At 61.1% G+C, this 15171-nt stretch carries 14 protein-coding genes and 1 pseudogene; 14 read left to right on the top strand and 1 reads right to left on the bottom strand.

Going from position 1 to position 15171, the window contains the following annotated elements; genetic code table 11:
- Window positions 1–134: 134 nt before the first annotated feature.
- The 12 genes and pseudogenes from ACS4RR_RS23650 to ACS4RR_RS23595 all read left to right on the top strand — a co-directional run bounded on the left by ACS4RR_RS23650 (window position 135) and on the right by ACS4RR_RS23595 (window position 12001).
- Entirely contained in the window at window positions 135–1019 is an 885-nt protein-coding gene (locus ACS4RR_RS23650; protein ID WP_162117864.1) for a sugar phosphate isomerase/epimerase family protein, read from the top strand.
- Between the two features lie 62 nt (window positions 1020–1081).
- Entirely contained in the window at window positions 1082–2308 is a 1227-nt protein-coding gene (locus ACS4RR_RS23645; RefSeq protein ID WP_260110047.1) for an ROK family transcriptional regulator, read from the top strand.
- 30 nt (window positions 2309–2338) lie between these two features.
- Window positions 2339–3316 carry a tagatose kinase gene (locus ACS4RR_RS23640; RefSeq protein ID WP_260110048.1) on the top strand — a complete coding sequence of 326 codons (978 nt, stop codon included), beginning with the start codon at window positions 2339–2341 and terminating at the stop codon, window positions 3314–3316.
- The gene (locus ACS4RR_RS23635; protein ID WP_260110050.1) at window positions 3313–4593 is read left to right on the top strand and encodes a D-tagatose-bisphosphate aldolase, class II, non-catalytic subunit; all 1281 of its coding nucleotides are present in this window, start codon (window positions 3313–3315) and stop codon (window positions 4591–4593) included. Before ACS4RR_RS23640 ends, ACS4RR_RS23635 begins: the two co-directional genes overlap by 4 nt.
- 30 nt (window positions 4594–4623) lie before the next feature.
- Window positions 4624–5349: an SDR family oxidoreductase gene (locus ACS4RR_RS23630; RefSeq protein WP_260110051.1), complete on the top strand. Its 726-nt coding sequence runs from the start codon at window positions 4624–4626 to the stop codon at window positions 5347–5349.
- 11 nt (window positions 5350–5360) lie between these two features.
- A complete protein-coding gene (locus ACS4RR_RS23625) occupies window positions 5361–6134 on the top strand; it encodes an SDR family NAD(P)-dependent oxidoreductase (RefSeq protein WP_260110052.1) in 774 nt (257 codons plus the stop codon).
- A 139-nt stretch (window positions 6135–6273) separates the two neighbouring features.
- Entirely contained in the window at window positions 6274–7098 is an 825-nt protein-coding gene (locus tag ACS4RR_RS23620; RefSeq protein ID WP_260110053.1) for a class I fructose-bisphosphate aldolase, read from the top strand.
- A gap of 22 nt (window positions 7099–7120) precedes the next feature.
- Window positions 7121–8275 carry a Gfo/Idh/MocA family protein gene (locus ACS4RR_RS23615; RefSeq protein ID WP_162117858.1) on the top strand — a complete coding sequence of 385 codons (1155 nt, stop codon included), beginning with the start codon at window positions 7121–7123 and terminating at the stop codon, window positions 8273–8275.
- Window positions 8275–8946 (top strand): D-lyxose/D-mannose family sugar isomerase, encoded by a 672-nt coding sequence (locus ACS4RR_RS23610; RefSeq protein WP_260110054.1) that lies wholly within the window; start codon window positions 8275–8277, stop codon window positions 8944–8946. Before ACS4RR_RS23615 ends, ACS4RR_RS23610 begins: the two co-directional genes overlap by 1 nt.
- Entirely contained in the window at window positions 8946–10004 is a 1059-nt protein-coding gene (locus ACS4RR_RS23605) for a carbohydrate kinase family protein (RefSeq protein WP_260110055.1), read from the top strand. Before ACS4RR_RS23610 ends, ACS4RR_RS23605 begins: the two co-directional genes overlap by 1 nt.
- Before the next feature lie 108 nt (window positions 10005–10112).
- Window positions 10113–10900 (top strand): annotated as a pseudogene (locus ACS4RR_RS23600) (L-iditol 2-dehydrogenase).
- A 90-nt stretch (window positions 10901–10990) separates the two neighbouring features.
- Complete coding sequence (locus ACS4RR_RS23595) at window positions 10991–12001, top strand: zinc-dependent alcohol dehydrogenase family protein (protein ID WP_260110057.1); 1011 nt, start codon at window positions 10991–10993, stop codon at window positions 11999–12001.
- On the opposite strand, the gene ACS4RR_RS23590 is transcribed toward ACS4RR_RS23595, so the two are convergent.
- Window positions 11998–13029, bottom strand: coding sequence for a LacI family DNA-binding transcriptional regulator (locus tag ACS4RR_RS23590; RefSeq protein ID WP_260110058.1), 1032 nt, complete (start codon window positions 13027–13029; stop codon window positions 11998–12000). The genes ACS4RR_RS23595 and ACS4RR_RS23590 overlap by 4 nt on opposite strands.
- Before the next feature lie 250 nt (window positions 13030–13279).
- Here ACS4RR_RS23590 and ACS4RR_RS23585 point away from each other — a divergent pair, with 250 nt between their 5' ends.
- Both ACS4RR_RS23585 and ACS4RR_RS23580 read left to right on the top strand, forming a co-directional pair.
- Entirely contained in the window at window positions 13280–13930 is a 651-nt protein-coding gene (locus ACS4RR_RS23585) for an esterase/lipase family protein (protein ID WP_162117852.1), read from the top strand.
- Window positions 13931–14004: 74 nt separating this feature from the next.
- Window positions 14005–15150: a right-handed parallel beta-helix repeat-containing protein gene (locus ACS4RR_RS23580; protein ID WP_260110059.1), complete on the top strand. Its 1146-nt coding sequence runs from the start codon at window positions 14005–14007 to the stop codon at window positions 15148–15150.
- Window positions 15151–15171 lie beyond the last annotated feature (21 nt).

The raw sequence follows: 15171 nt of genomic DNA, 5'->3' as shown, positions 1-15171 counted from the left end.
AGATTTAAAATATTGCGTTGCAAGGGGATTTTGCAAAGCAGCAAAAGATTTTCAGCCGAAATTATTTGTTGTCTCTCCAAACTAAATGGCATAGCACTGTGCGCAGCCAAAGGCATTTTTTGGAGGAAAAGGCTATGCGTCGATTGGGTATCCATTCATTTGTATGGACAGGCGGCCAAACGCAGGAAGGGCTGGAGATGGCCCTCAACAAGACGGCCGAACACGGATATCGCACCATCGAATTTGCCTATCTGCGCCCCGAGAAATTCAATCTGGATCGACTGGCAAAGCTTGCGCAGTCGCTTGATGTCGAGATTGGCGTGACGATGGGTCTGCCGCTCGACAAGGACGTATCGAGCGAGGATACCTCTGCGGTATCCGCTGGCAAGCAGACGCTGGCCGACGCCGTTCGTGCGGTCCGCGATATCGGCGGCAACAAACTCGGCGGGATTCTCTATTCCGCGCACACCAAATACAATCGCCAGCCGACGAAGAAGGGCTGGGATAACAGCGTCGCCGCGATCGCCGCGACCGCCGAAGTCGCGAGACAAGCGAACGTCGACCTGGTCCTGGAGGTTGTCAACCGGTTCGAGACGAACCTGCTGAACACGGCGGCGCAGGGGCTGAAGTTCATCGCCGAGACGGGATCGGAACATGTTCGTCTCCACCTCGACACGTTCCATATGAACATCGAGGAAGCCAATCCGGCGGCCGCGATCCGCCTGGCCGGCGACAAGATCGGCTACTTCCACATCGGCGAGAGCAATCGCGGCTATCTCGGCGACGGCGTCATCAACTTCGAACTGATCTTCGACGCTCTGCTCGACATCGACTACATCGGCGACATCGTATTCGAGAGCTTCTCGACGACGGTCGTCGACGAAGGCCTGTCGCTCGCCTGCGCGATCTGGCGCGACACCTGGGAGGATAATGATCCGCTTGCGGCGCACGCGAAGCGCTACATCGAGCTGAAATATGACGAGGCCAAGCGTCGCCGCGCCACAAACGCGCGGCCCTGATTATCCTTCTGACAGCCTGTTCCAGTCGTGTAAGGGTTGGGCGACTTGAAGGGAATTGAAATATGAACGACACCGTCTCCATCGGAAGTTCGCCGCGCAGGATCCGGCAGAACAATATCGTCGCCGCCTTGCAGACGATCTATGCTCACCGAAGCCTCAGCCGCGCGGATCTCGCCCGGAAGCTCGGGATGAATCGCTCATCCTCGGGAGAGATCGTCGCCGAACTGACGGAAGGCGGGTTCGTTCAGGAGTCGGACGAGAGCGGCAGGCAGCGCCTGGAACATTCCCGTGCCGGGCGCCCGGGCATCATGCTCGAACTGGTCCCCGATGCCGCATTCTTCGTCGGGATAGAGATTGGCGTCGAGCATATCTCGGCGGCAGTTATCGATCTCTCCGCCGACGTCCGGGCATGTCGGAAAATGGCGTTCGACAGCATGTCTTCGACGGTGGAGGAGGCCGTGGCGCAGGGCGTCGAGCTGATTGTCAGTGCGATGGAAAAGAGGATGATCGGGCGGTGCAAAGGTCTCGGCATATCGGCGCCGGCCCACATCCGGCCCGACGGAATTGTCACCCTCGCACCCATCATCGGCTGGCGAGAGGTGTCGTTGAAGGAGATTGGCCGATCCGCCTTCCTGGCCGCCTTCCCGGCCGCCGTTCCGATCGCGGTTGAAAACGATGCCAACGCCTTTGCGATCGGCGACAGCTATCGTCACGGCGCCGCAGGCGTGACCCTGTTCCTGCTCATGGAAACCGGCGTCGGCGGCGGCATCACGATCGATGGCAAGCTGTTCCGGGGCGGCCACGGCCTGGCGGGAGAAATCGGCCACACCCTGGTGCCGGGGAGCGGCGGTCAGAAGTTTGAACAACTGATCGGTCGCGAGGTGCTCATCAGGCAGTATCGTGAGACTGTCGGCCGAGAGGACGCGGATCTGCAGGATTTCCTCAGCGGTGTTCGCGACCGTGTCCCGGCTGCCGTCAATATCGCCGAAACCTGGTCGCGCCATCTCGCATACGCATTGCTGCAGGCCTGTCGCCTGCTCGACCCCGACAGGATCGTGCTGGGTGGCTCCGTGGCATCCCTCTACCCGATGGTGGCCGCCCGCGTGGCGGTTCACATGTCGGAGGGGCAGAACATCCCTTTTCCCACGCCGGAGGTCGTCGTGGATGGTGATGCGGAGTTCGGTTCCGCCTTCGGGGCGGCATGCATGTTGCACCAGCGCTTTCTGTCATTGGAGAGCGAGGAGTTCGGCAGCGAGGACGGTGCGCCGGTCCAGGCACCGACGAGTTGACGACAAGAACGATCGAAAGCAGGATTGCAAATGGCTACAGTACTGGCTCCGGACGCGCTTGGTCCCACGGTTTGCGTGGGCGAGATCCTCGTCGAGATCGTCGCCACGACGGTCGGAGACGGGTTTCTCGAAGCGCAGCCGCTTGTCGGTCCGTTTGCGAGCGGAGCGCCGGCGATCTTCATCTCGCAGTGCGGCCGCCTCGGCGGCAAGGCCGCCATGGTGGGCGCCGTCGGCGATGACGATTTCGGTCGTGTCAATACGGATCGCCTCAAACGCGACGGCGTCGATATTTCGACGATCTCGATCGATCCGGATTATCCCACAGGAAGCGCCTTTGTCCGCTACCGCAGGGATGGCTCCCGGGATTTCGTCTACAACATCGCCACATCGGCAGCTGCGCGCTTCGGCTGGTCTCAAACGGTCGGCGACCTCATCCATCGGAGCGGTCATCTTCACGTGATGGGCTCCGCTCTCTCGGTTCGCAGTGCGCGTGAGGTGATCGACCAGGCGGTCGACATCGTCAAGGCCCGCGGGGGAACGCTCTCGGTGGATCCGAACATTCGCAAGGAATTGAAGCTGGACAAGGACACCGAGCGCCGCTTTTCCAAGCTTGTCGCCGCCGCCGATCTGCTTCTGCCGTCCGGAGAGGAGCTTGAGCGCGCCGCAGGTGTCGAAGGCGAGGCAGAAGCGATCCGCCGCTTGTTCGAGATGGGCGTCAAGGAGATCGTGCTGAAGCGCGGGGCCGAAGGCGCGACCTATTTCGGCAGGCAAGGAGACCGCATCGATGCTCCGGCATTTGTCGTTCAGGAGGTCGACCCCACCGGCGCCGGTGACTGCTTCGGCGGTGCCTATCTCACCTGCCGGCGGCTCGGAATGTCTCCGCAGCAAGCTCTGACCTATGGCTCGGCTGCCGGCGCCCGCAACGTGACGGTCCTCGGTCCGATGGAGGGCGCCGGCACCCGTCGGGAACTCGATGCGTTCATCGCTTCAACGGAAAGGCGCCCATGATGCAGGTGCATCTCAACGACCTGGCCAGGCTGAGGATCGAGGGCCGCCCCAGAGGCGTGACCTCCGTATGCTCCGCCCATCCGATCGTGCTGCGCGCCGCTCTCCGACACGGGCGGCAACATGAGAGCATCGTCCTGATCGAAGCCACCTGCAACCAGGTCAACCACCTCGGCGGCTACACTGGGATGACGCCAAACGACTTCGCGTCCCTAGTCGGCAAAATAGCCGCCGAGGAGGGATGCCCCGAAAATCTGATCGTTTTCGGCGGCGATCACCTCGGCCCCAATCCTTGGCGCGATCGCCCGGCCGAAGAGGCCATGGCCGAGGCGGAGAAGATGGTTGCCGCCTATGTCGAGGCCGGCTTCCGCAAGATTCACCTCGACGCCTCGATGGGCTGCAAGGGCGAGCCGGTGGCGCTCGATGACGAAACCACCGCCCATCGCGCCGCCCGGCTTGCGGCGGTCGCTGAGGCATCGGCGAAGAGGGCTGGCGGCGCAATGCCGGTTTATGTCATCGGCACGGAAGTGCCGCCGCCAGGCGGGGCCGATCATGCCCTGACAACCATCGATCCGACGGCGGCCGCAGCGGCGCTGAAGACGATCGAAGTCCACCGCCGGATCTTTGCGGAGGCCGGACTCGGCCAGGCGTTTGAAAGGGCCATCGGGCTGGTCGTGCAGCCGGGCGTCGAGTTCGGCAATCAGAATGTCGTCCTTTACGACCGGAGCAAGATAGAAGCGCTGAAATCGGTGCTCACCAATGAGCCGCAGTTCGTCTTCGAGGCGCATTCGACCGACTATCAGGGAACCCGGCCGTTGACCGCGCTGGTGGAGGACGGGTTTCCAATTCTGAAGGTCGGTCCCGAGCTGACCTTCGTCCTACGCGAAGCGCTCTATGCGCTGGATACGATCGCGTCGGACCTCCTGCCCGATTACGGCCAGCGTCCGCTCTATCAGGCGATGGAAGCGCTGATGATCGATCAGCCAGGCAACTGGAGCCGCCACTACCACGGGACAAACGCCGAGATGCGCTGGTTGCGGCACTATTCGCTGTCCGACCGCATCCGCTATTATTGGGCGTCGGCTGAAGCACAAGAAGCCGTCCGACGCCTGTGCGAGGCCCTTCGAGGGCAAACCGTACCGCTGCCATTGCTTTGGCAACATATGCCGGCCGCTCAGGATTTCGCAGATGCACCGCTCGATCCGGAACAGGTTTTGATCTGGAGAGTGACCAAGAGTCTCTCGGACTATCACGCCGCCTGCGGCGTTGGGAAGAATTGACAATCAGCATCAAGACAGGAGGAGAAATCGATGAACGAATTGAATGGGAAGATCGCGGCGGTCACGGGTGCTGCGTCCGGAATAGGGCTGGCTTCGACGGAGGCAATGCTCGCCGCTGGCGCGACGGTCGTGCTGGTCGACCGCGATGAGAAGGCCCTTGAGACGGTTTGTGCCCGGCTTGGCGAGCGCGCTATTCCGCTCAAGATCAACTTGCTGGATTCGAGCGAGTGTGCTGGACTGCTCGAGGGCATCCTGTCGAAGACCGGCAAGCTCGATATCCTGCATGCCAATGCAGGCACCTATATCGGCGGCGACTTGATGGAAACCGATCTCGATACCATCGATCGAATGCTCAATCTCAACGTCAATGTCGTCATCAAGAACGTTCGAAACGTCATTCCGCACATGATCGAACGTGGCACCGGCGACATTGTCGTCACCAGTTCCGTCGCCGGACATTCGGCGATTCCATGGGAACCGGTCTATTCGTCGTCGAAATGGGCGATGACCTGCTTCGTCCAAACGATGCGACGCCAGCTTCTGAAAAACGGCATTCGTGTGGGATCGGTTTCTCCAGGGCCGGTGATCAGCGCTTTGCTTGCGGATTGGCCGGAGGAAAACCTTCGCAAGGCCAAGGAGGCCGGAGCCTTGATCGAGCCCAAGGAAGTCGCCGACGCGATCATCTTCATGCTGACCCGGCCGCGCAACGTTACCATCCGCGATATCGTCGTGCTTCCCAGCGCCTTTGACATTTGAGGAGAGGTGAGATGAGCTACCAGCAGAAATTTCGCGTCGACGGCGAACGGGCAGTGGTCACGGGCGGAGGGCGTGCGATCGGGCTCTGCTGCGCCGAGGCGCTGGCCGAAGCGGGCGCCGCCGTCGTTGTCATCGAACGCAGTGAGAGCGACGCTGAGCAAGCGCTTGCTCTCCGGGATAGAGGCTACGACGTCGAAGTCCGGGTCGGCGACGTCACCGACGCGGCCCGAATGGAGGCGATCGCAACCGAGCTTGCCGATGGCGGGCGGCCGGCGACGATCCTGGTGAACAATGCTGGAATTGGCCAGAACGGCATCCCGGCGCAGGATCTCACCGACGCCGATTGGCTGCGCATGATGGACGTCAATCTCAATGGCGTCTTCTGGTGCTCGCGCGCCTTCGGTCGTCCGATGATTTCGATGAAACGCGGCGCCATCGTCAACCTCGGCTCGATGTCGGGGCACATCTGCAACCGGCCCCAGCCTCAGACCGCCTATAACGTTTCCAAGGCGGCGGTCCATCACCTCACGCGCTCGTTGGCCGCCGAGTGGGCGCATCACGGCATCAGGGTAAACGCCGTCGCACCCACCTACATCGAGACGCCGATGGTGGTGGCCGTCGAAGCCAATCGCGAGCGTATCCCGCTTTGGCTCGCCGACACGCCGATGGGAAGAATGGGAACGCCGGAGGAGGTTGCCAGCGCAGTCCTCTTCCTTGCGTCAGGCGCCGCCAGCCTCATGACTGGGGCGATCGTCAACGTCGATGCAGGATTCACCTGCTGGTAGTCCTTCCGGCACGAGGCGCGAGCGGCGCCTCGTCCCGCGCCGGAAGAGGCGACATGGAAACGTTTCCACATTTTCTTGACTCGCCATCTTGCTCCGCTTATTCGAATGTGGAAACGTTACCATATCTGGGAGGAATTCGATGAAATCCGCGCGATTGAACCGACTTTTCGGCGTGTCTGGAAATTGTTTTGACGTGGCCATCGATCACGGCATGTTCAATGAACGAACCTTCCTCGCCGGCATCGAGAACATGAAGACCGCCATCGAGGTGATCGCGCAAGCGGCGCCGGATGCCATTCAGCTGCCGCCGGGGACGGCACCCCTTCTGCAGGCGATCCCCGGCAAGCAGCGTCCGGCACTGGTGCTGCGCACCGACATCGCCAACATCTATGGCAATCCCCTGCCGTCTCAGCTGTTTTCCGAAATGATTGACAGGGCGGTGGAGCAGGGCGTTGCATTGGATGCTGCTTGTGTCGTCGTCAATCTTTTGATGCTTCCGGACCAGCCGGAAGTCTATCGCGCCTGCGTGCGCAATGTGAACAGCCTGAAACGTGAATGCGAGATCTACGGCATGCCGCTGATGGTCGAGCCGCTCGTCATGCAGGACAATTCCAAGGGCGCCTACACGGTCGATGGCGCGATCGACAAGATCTTGCCGCTGGTGCGCCAGGCGGCTGAACTTGGCGCCGATATCATCAAGGCCGACCCCTGCGACAATGTCGAGGAATATCACCGCGTGGTCGAGATCGCCCAAGGTCTGCCGGTGCTCGTGCGCGGCGGCGGCCGCGTTTCGGATCAGGAAATCCTGATCCGCACCAGAGAGTTGATGGAGCAGGGCGCCCGTGGCATCGTCTATGGCCGCAACGTTATCCAACATCACAATCCCGCCGGCATGACGCGGGCCTTGATGGCCATCGTCCATGACAAGGCTTCCGTCGAGCAAGCTTCGCTGCATATTGGCTGATGCGCGTTTGGGAGGAGATGTCATGACGAAAATATTCCGCTTCGGCGTCATCGGCTGCGGTCTGATGGGACGCGAGTTTGCGAGCGCTGCGGCGCGCTGGCTGCATCTGGCCGATGTGAAAGCGCGACCGGAAATCGTCGCCGTCTGTGATACCAACGCGACGCTGCTCGACTGGTTCAGGGATCATGTGCCGACTGTTCGCCAGTTCACCGCTGACTATAAGGAGCTTCTGGCCAATCCCGAGGTCGATGCGGTCTATTGCGCCGTCCCGCATGTGCTGCACCAGCAATTCTACATCGACATCCTGAAGGCCGGAAAACATCTTCTCGGTGAAAAGCCCTTCGGCATGGACGCCGCGCAGAACCGGGAGATGATGGCGGTTCTCGCCGAGCATCCGGAACTTCTGGTCCGCTGCTCGTCGGAAATGCCTTTCTTCCCCGGCGCGCAGAAGGTCATCGCGCTCGCAAAAAGCGGCGAGATGGGGGATATAATCGAAGTCGAGGCGGGTTTCCTGCACTCTTCGGATATCGACCGGCAGAAGCCGATCAACTGGAAGCGCATGGCCGATATCAATGGCGACTATGGCTGCATGGGTGATCTCGGCATGCATGTGCTGCACGTGCCGCTGCGTCTCGGCTGGCGCCCGACGACCCTGCATGCACAATTGGTCAAAAAGGTCACCGAACGTCCTGACGGCAAGGGCGGCATGTTGCCCTGCACCACCTGGGACAATGCCACGATCAGCAGCCGCGTGCGCACCGGGGATCAGGATTTCCCGATGGTGCTGAAAACCTGGCGCATCGCGCCCGGCGAATCCAACACCTGGTACCTAAGAGTTCTCGGCATGAAGAAAAGCGCGTTCTTCAGCACGAAGTCGCCGCGCCAATGGCAGTGGATGGACTATAATGGCGGAGCGCAGGCTTGGAGTACCGAGGATCTGGGTTATGGCTCGCTATTTCCGGCCATAACAGGCAAGATCTTCGAATTCGGTTTTGCCGACGCCATACAGCAGATGTGGGCGGCCTTCGTCGATGAGCTTGCCGGCGGCAATGCCAACGGTTTCGGCTGCGCGACGCCGGCCGAGGCGCAGGCGCATCACGCAGTCCTGACGGCAGCTCTCAAATCCGGTCGCGAGGACGTCGTGGTGCCGGTCGAGTATGACGGGGCGTCAGCCTGATGAAGCGTTCTGCGATCAACGCCGCGTTGCTGCGGGCAACCGAGAGCCTCGAGCGCTGGCACTGGTCCCTGCCGGCATGGGGTTCCTGGACGGCGGCGGATTTTGCCGCTCATCCCGAGGCATCAGCCTATTTGCGCGCCCATCAGCTGGGTTGGGATGTCACCGATTTCGGCTCGAACCGGTTTGCCGAATGCGGTCTCGTGCTGTTTAGCCTGCGCAATGGCATCGTCGATGTCTTGGGTGAACGGACCTATGCCGAAAAGCTGCTCTTCGTTGGCGAAGGGCAGGTCACGCCGACCCACCGTCATGCGGCGAAGATGGAAGACATCATCAATCGCGCCGGCGGCGATCTCGTCATCGAATTCGCCGCAACCGATGCCGATGGCAATGTGCTGGCGGAGGATCTAACGGTGCCGGTAGACGGGCTGGCGCACCGGCTCGCTGCATGGGAACCGCTGGTTCTCCAGCCTGGGCAGAGCGTGACGATCCGCACCGGGCTCTACCACCGCTTCTACGGCAGGAAAGAGGGCGGACCTGTGCTTGTCGGCGAGGTCAGTCAGGTCAACGACGACAACAGCGACAATTTCTTTCTGGAGCCGATCGCACGCTTCGCCGCGATCGAGGAAGACGAGCCGCCGCTGAGACCCTTGTGGAACGAAGGAGTCAACTGATGCGAGCCGGGGAGGAGGTTTGCGATCGCGACGGTCAGAAGCATGGCGGCATCGTCTGCGCGGGAAACTTCATTGTCGATCGCGTCCACACCCTGTCCTATTGGCCCGAACAGGGCAATCTCGCGCATATCCTGCACCAGGATCTGGGCGTGGGGGGCGGGGCGGCCAATGTCGTCACCGATCTGGCCTCGCTTGGGTTTCTCGGAAAGCTGGCGGCGGCGGGATGCATCGGCGCTGATCAGGACGGCGAAATCGTCAAGGCCCGCCTGGCAGTTGCCGGCGTCGATGTCGGTGGGCTGATCGCGCTTGCCGACCGGGTGACGGCGCATACGCATGTCATGAATGTGCCCGGTCAGAACCGGACCTTCTTCTATCATGGCGGCGCCAACGATGCCGTCACGGACGAGCTTGTCTCACCCGCAGCCTTCGCCAAGGCCGGCTATCGGCTGTTCTATCTCGGTTATCTCATGCTGTTGCCGGGTCTCGACGGCATTGGTCCCGACGGTCGTTCGGGAGCGTCGCGCCTGCTGGAAGCGGCGCGCCGCGCCGGGCTTACGACCTGTGTGGATTTCGTATCGAGCGAAGACCCGGAATTTGCGAAGAAGGTCGGTGTCGCTCTGCCCTTCTGCGATTATCTGATCATCAACGAGATGGAGGCGGGGCGGGCAACCGGCGTTATCGTTCGCGATGCGAAGGGAGATTTGATCGAGGCGGGGCTTTTGGAAGCGGGCGAGCGCCTGCTTGCCGCTGGTGTCGTCAAGGGCGCGATCATCCATGCACCGGAAACCTGCTTCTGGTTTGCATCAGGCGCTTCCACGATCATCACGCGTTCACGAGCTGTCGATCCCGATGACATCGTCAGTACCGTCGGCGCAGGAGACGCTTTCTGCGCCGCCGTGCTCTACGGCCTGCATGAGAACTGGCCGGTCGAGCATATCTGCGCCGTCGCCCATGCCGCAGCTGCGCATTGCCTCAAGGGTGCGACGGCCACCGATGGCATCCCCGACATGTCCGTGCTTCTTCGCGAGGCGAAGGAGACGAACCCGCAATCCGCTTAGCCCATTGGCGTCGCCTCAGGAGGACGGCTCCGATTATCGTTCAGTCAAAAGGGGAGGAGCAAACATGAAGCTATTCGTTACGGCAGCCGCGGCCGGGGAGGCAGTGCGATGACCCATACGGAAACGGCGCGGCTCTCCGGCAAGGTGGCATTGGTCACGGGAGGAGCGAGCGGCATCGGCAAGGCGGTCTGCGAACGTTTTGCCGCCGAAGGCGCGAGGGTTGTCGTGGCGGACCTCGACGGTGAACGATGCGCAGGGGTGGCGGAAGCGATCGGCCCGCAGGCCCGGGGTGTGGCGCTTGACGTGACCAGCCAAGACAGCATCGAAGAAGCTGTACGCTTCACCATATCAACCGCTGGTCAGATCGATATCCTGGTCAATGCTGCAGGCATTTACGACGTCGAGTCCATTCTGGAAATATCCCGAGAGCGCACCGCAAGGGTATTTCAGGTCAATATCGAAGGGCTGATCTTCATGACGCAGGCCGTTGCCCGGCACATGGTGGAGAGAGGGGAAGGTGGACGCATCATCAACTTCTCGTCCCAGGCCGGGCGCCGGGGCGAAGGACCGGCGGTGGCTTACTGCGCTTCCAAGGCGGCCGTCATCAGCATCACCAAAGCTGCGCTCTGGAACTGATCCGTTATGGAATCAACGTCAACGCCATCGCTCCCGGCGTCGTCGATACGCCGATGTGGGACGTCGTCGACGCAAAACTAGGCAGCCGGGAAGGTTTGAAACCCGGTGACGTCAAGCACCGCGTGGCCGCCGCCGTCCCCGCCGGACGATTCGGCGCTCCCCACGAACAAGCTGCCATGGCCGCCTTCCTGGCCGGGCCAGATGCAGCATACATCGTGGCGCAGTGCTACAATGTCGATGGCGGCAATGTCATGAGCTGAGCGCTTGAGCCGCGCGTCGCGGGCGCATGATCCCGCAGGCGGCTTCATCAGCACGAATAGGCAATCGAACTTGAGGTCTGGAGGAGTGAAATGAGGGCTGTACGTTTAGAGTCGATCGGGTCTTTGACCATGTGCAGCGTCGAGAAGCCGGTTGCCGGGCCGGGCGAGCTGCTTGTCCGGGTTGCGGTGGCCGGCATCTGCGGTTCCGATCGCCACATGTACAAGGGCGAATATCCGACAGCGATCCCCGTCACGCTTGGCCACGAATTCTGCGGCATCGTCGAAAGGATCGGCGATGGGGTGACACGGTTTACCGGCGGCGAGTTGGTGACGGTCGACCCGAATATTGCCTGCGGCACCTGTCGGGCCTGCAGGCAGGCGCGGCCGAACTTGTGCGAGAGCTTGACCGCCATCGGCGTGACACGGGATGGCGGCTTTGCCGAATATGTGGTGGTGCCGCACGCCCAGGCCTTCGTCCTGCCGGCCGACCTCGATCCTGTTCACGGCGCCTTCAGTGAACCGCTGGCCTGCTGCATCCACGCCATCGACAAGGCAAGGATCCGTCAGGGCGACAGCGTTGCTATCCTCGGCGGGGGCGTGATCGGCCTGCTCATGGTGCAACTGTCTCGCCTTGCTGGGGCAGGCGAGATCATTTTGATTACGCGCCAGCTATCGAGACGCCAAACCGCTCTGCGCCTGGGGGCGGCGCACGCCTTCGACCCGGCTTCTTCAGACACAATCGCTGCTGTACGGGAGGTCACCAAAGGCGGCGCCGACGTGGTCATCGAGTGCGCCGGCGTCAGCGAGACGCTGCAAAGCGGTCTGAAAATGGCGCGGCGCGGTGGCACCTTCGTGCTTTTCGGGGTGACGCCGGCAGGTGTCGAGGTGCCGGTTCTGCCCTTCGATCTGCTGGTAAACGAAGTCGATATCAGGCCGGCCTACCTCAATCCCTTCACCCATTCGCGTGCTGCGGCAATGGTCGCGAGCGGGGCGTTGGAACTGGATGCATTGGTCACCAAAACCATAAGTCTCGAGGAGGTCGCCGACGTGGTGGGCAACGCGCCATTGCCAGGCGAGATCAAGGTCATCGTCCGGCCCTAGCTTGGCCGCGTCCTGCGAACAATGCCGGTGGAATCGCGCTCGATCAGCGTGACCGGCACTTTTACGATCGCGCCTTGCCGAGATTCGTACCCTGTTTGGTGCTCTTCGATCAGCGCTTCCAGCAGCTGTGCTGCCTGCCGTCCGACATCGCGGATCGGCTGCGCGACCGTTGTCAGCCGTGGAAAGACGTAGGCAGCCTCCGGCAGATCGTCGAAGCCCACGACCGAATAGTCGCCCGGAACGGAAAACCCGCGATCCTGGATGGCATGGATTGCGGCAATCGCCGAAACGTCGGTCGTGCCGATGATCGCGGTGACCTCAGGTCGAGAGGCCAGCAGCTCCCGCGCCAGCCGGTAGGTCTCTGCAAAGCTGTGCTCTTCCGCCATCGCCACGGTGGCAGGCGCGATCGCATTTTTCGCCATCTCCGCCGTGATGCCCTGAAGGCGAAGCTGGATCGGCTGACTGTGGGCCGGCGCGCCGACGATGGCGATTGCCCGGTGGCCGAGGCCCATCAGATGGCGCGCCATCAGCCGTCCACCTTCCTCGTGATCGGCCATGACAGCGCCGTCAGCGATGCCGTTCAGCTCGCGGTCAATGGCGATGATTGGAATGCCAGCGTCCCGCAGCACCCCGAAATGCTCGATGCTGCCGAAGGCGCTTGCCACGATGACGCCGTCGACGCGCTGGGCGAGCAGCATGGAGATGTAGCGCACCTCATGGTCCACGTTTTCCGCCGTGCTGCAGATCAGCGTCTGATAGCCGTGCTGGAACAGTTCCTGTTCGATCGCATGGGCGAGGATGCCGAAGAAAGGCACCTCGATCGACGGCAGCATCAGTCCGACCATCCGGCTTGGTGCACCGCGCAGCATACGGGCACCCTTGCTGGGCGTGTAGTTCAGCGTTCGGATGGCCGCCTCGACCCGCTCCCTGAGCTCTGGCGAGGCATAACCGCTGTTGTTGAGCACGCGCGAGACCGAAGAGACTGACGTTCCTGCAAGCTTAGCGATATGTCGGATGCTGGTCGTCACGTACACGCATTTCTTTCTCTACAGCGCCGCGCGTCTTATCAGACGCGCATAGGAGGCTAGCACAGGAGCGGTCGAACATTCATCAGAAGGACTGCTGAAGTTCACCTTCATTTCAGCATCCACTAGATCACTAGCGGGACGCCGCATCAAGCGCGCCGCTATTCGAGAACGCCGGCTGTCGTGACAAGCTTCACCGTGAGAGCTAGAAGGATAGGCGCCTGATCGATAGCAGCCCGTTGAGCGGATACTGATGAACGACACAGTTCTCCTGTTTCACGGAATTGCCCGGACGAAGAAAAGCATGGCGAAGCTCGCCGGCTTCCTGTCGGCCCACGGGTATCGGGTTGTGAACGTCGGTTACCCCTCCACCAAGTTTTCGATCAGCGACCTCGTCGACATCATCCGACCTGAGATCGACGGCGCTGCGAAGGAGGCAGGCGACGGCCGGGTCCATTTCGTCGGTTATTCGATGGGCGGGCTGATTGTCCGCGCTTTTCTTAGGAACTATCGCCCAGCCAACCTGGGGAGAGTTGTGATGGTCGGAACGCCGAACAGCGGCAGTCAGATTGCCGATTTCCTCAAGAACTGGCCCCTGTTCAGGAAGGTCTATGGACCGGCAGGACAGCAGCTGATCACCGATCAAACCGCGATGACGGAGCTGTTTGGCACTGTGGATTATGAACTTGGCATCATCGCCGGGAATCGGACCATCGACCCGGTCTCCTCCCTTATCATCGGCCTCAGGGTTCCGAATGATGGAAAGGTTTCGGTGGAGAGCACCCGTCTCGACGGCGCGTCGGCGCATATCGTCATTCCGGCAAACCACACTTTCTTACCCGTCAACAAGACCATGTGGAGCCAGACACTGTCGTTTTTGCAAGATGGGCGGTTTACAAGCTGAATATCCACATATTCAAACATCCGCCACATGCCCTCTGCTTAATTCCCCGCGGCACCGGTATCGAAGGAAATGCAATGACCGCCATCCTGCGAAAGAAAGTTCACGGCGCGTCTACACGCGGACAGGTCATCGATGGTGCGCCCGATGTCGGCGTCGCCTATCAGGTGTTTTCCGATACGGTGATCGAAGACGTTATCGTCAAGAATTCTCCTCGAGGCTTCAAATTTCACAATGGCAAGAATCTCACCGTCAGGCGCTGTGAAACGGAGAATGTAAACGGCGACGGCATCTACCTGACAAAGACGACGCACGTGTTGCTGGAGAATAATCGCATCGGCGCGGCGCCGGGCGAGGGAGCAGACTGCTGCCAGTTCGCCTATCAAAACAGCGACGACAATATCAGCTCCGATATCGTGATCCGCGGCAATCTCTTCCTGCAGTCGCCGGCGAGCGCATCGAACAAGGGCGCGCTGGTCTGCGACAGAACTCGCAAATACCTGGTCGAATACAATTTCATCGGCGGCAAGAATTTCTCCTTTTCGTCGATTGGGGATGACGCCGTGGTGCGCAGCAATATCATGCGCGATGGCAGGATGAATGATTATTCCTTCGGCTACGGCATCGGCGACAAGGCGGACCACGCCGGGCATCACGTTTACGACAACTGGATCGAAAACACCAATCGTGGCGTCAGCATGAGCGGCTTTTCGGATCAGGAGCTGGCATTTCGCAAAGACATCGATATCCACGACAACGTCATCAGCCAATGCGACATCGCCTTCTTCGCCAATCGACCGTGGTCCGGCAGCTTTCGGCGCAACATATTCCTGCGGTGCGAACAGGACATCGTTCTCGAGAGAAACGGCAGAGCGACTGCGGGTGATATCGATGGCAACTATCGCAACGATGGCAGCTTTCTGAATGTCACCCCGCCGCCACTTCGCTTGAAGCCTGACGGCAAGGCTTCCGTTGCCTCCGGCGAGTGGACATCCGAGCCCGACGAAATCCGCATCCAGTGGCGTGACAAGGGGATCGACATTCCAGGTGCCAATCGGCCTTCCATTACGGTTGAGCCTGGCATGGAATTGTCATGCGTCTTGCTGGCCCGCAAGGCGCAGAACTGGATGCTGGCGATCGCTGAGACTGCCTATGACGACTTCACGCCGCGCGCATGGCAAGAACATAGGCTGCATTGGCAGAAGCGCTATCTCTCGATTTAAGCGGTGTGACCGGTGACCCTG

Source organism: Rhizobium zaerense (genome assembly GCF_051810725.1).
Lineage (GTDB): Bacteria > Pseudomonadota > Alphaproteobacteria > Rhizobiales > Rhizobiaceae > Rhizobium > Rhizobium leguminosarum_I.
This window is presented reverse-complemented; position numbering and strand designations above follow the sequence as displayed.